The following is a 1584-nucleotide window of genomic DNA, read 5'->3' as shown; positions in this document are numbered from 1 at the left end:
GAGGGTGCGGTCCACACCCACCCGAGCCGGTCCACCGAAGGCCAGGTCGGGGAGGCGGCCTCCTGCGTGGCCTCGGCACCGTCCGCGACACGCCGTGCCGTCACCTCCGCGCCCGACACCCATCCCACGACCGACTCGCCGGCGGGCGAGATCGCCGGACGGGTGGCGTCCTGACCGATGACCGTGCGGGTGAGGAGCGGGTGGAGGGTCGTCCCCGTCAGGGTGGAGAAGCCGTCCGCGTTGGACACGACGGCGGACTCCATCCGGTAGACGGGCCCCGTGGGCAGGTCCGCCATGGGGATGGTCGTCCCCGAGACCTCGAGGTCCACGGAGCTGACGGCGGTGGCCTGCGTGAGTGTCGCGGACACCTGCCAGGCGAGCAGTCGCTGCTGTTCCACGGACGCGGGGGCGAAACCCTCCACGTCGACGTGGGCCACCTGGTCGGAGATGTCGATCCCCTGGGAGGGGACGCTGGCACCCTCGGGCATGGCGGAGAGCACCGCGGGGGCGACCGACTCGTCCGGCCCCGCGACCAATCCGGTGAGGAGGTGGGTGGCCAGGCGCTTGGTCGGGTACCACCTCGGGTCCGCCACCAGCACCTGACCGTCCGACGAGGGGAAGTAGAGGTTGACGAGCCTGTAGGAGGCGGTGAAGGAGGACTCCGAGACGATCACCCCGTCGTCGAGGCCCGAGATGCGCCACTCCCCGTCCACCTGCGTGAGGCGGAACTGCCCGGTGACGCTGGCCCCGGAGGCCGGACGGTCCATGACGCCGTCGGCGCCCACCGTCGCCACCGCCGGTGCGGTCACGGTGACATCGGTCCCCGACGTGTCCTCCCCGACCGTAATCGAGGGGGTGGAGTCCGTGGAGTAGACCTGCACCTGCGCCGTCGGGTCCCAGGAGGAGCCCTCCGAGTCGGTGAGGAACAGGCGGGCGGTCGCGAAGTCGTCGGTGGGTCCCGCGGCGGCCGCGAGGAGGAATTCCGCGACGAGGTCCTCGGGGTCCGCCCCCTTGCTGGGGCCGCTCGCCGCGAGGCCGACGGGGTCGTTGACGGGCACGGACACGTCGAAGGGTTGGGGCGCCCCCGCCTCGGGCAGGGAGGTGCACGCCCCGAGGAGCAGGGCCGTCACCACTGCGGCGCAGGCCGCCACGACGGAGCGGTGCGGCCCACCGCAGCGACGAGGGCGGGGACGACGACGGGGAGTGCAGGGACCTGGGACAGTCATGGGAGTTCCTCCTCCGCGGTGTCCTCCCACAGTGCCAGGGGGCGTGAGACGACGGTGCTGCCGGCGGTGCGCGGGAGGATCACCAGGAACGAGGAGCCCTCCCCGAGCACCCCCCACGCCTCGAGGACCCCGTGGTGCAGGGCGACGTCCTCCGCGGCGATCGACAGGCCCAGGCCCGTCCCCCCGGTCGTGCGTGTCCGGGCGGGGTCCGCCCGGAAGAAACGGTCGAAGACATGGGCCACGGTGTGGGGGCTCATGCCCACGCCGTGGTCGCGCACGCGGACGGCGACGTCGGTCGCACTCGCGGCGATGGAGACGTCCACGGGGCGGCCCTCCGCGTGCTCGACGGCGTTGACCA

At 73.2% G+C, this 1584-nt stretch carries 2 protein-coding genes; both read right to left on the bottom strand.

Going from position 1 to position 1584, the window contains the following annotated elements; translation table 11 throughout:
* Positions 1–1226 (bottom strand): LpqB family beta-propeller domain-containing protein (locus TA90_RS07100; protein ID WP_147513417.1); only part of this gene is annotated, 1226 nt, incomplete at its 3' end.
* On the bottom strand, positions 1223–1584 hold a 362-nt coding region (locus TA90_RS07095), incomplete at its 5' end, for an ATP-binding protein (RefSeq protein WP_043535387.1). The genes TA90_RS07100 and TA90_RS07095, both read right to left, overlap by 4 nt.

This window comes from Actinomyces polynesiensis (assembly GCF_000820725.1).
Classification (GTDB): Bacteria; Actinomycetota; Actinomycetes; order Actinomycetales; family Actinomycetaceae; genus Pauljensenia; species Pauljensenia polynesiensis.
This window is presented reverse-complemented; position numbering and strand designations above follow the sequence as displayed.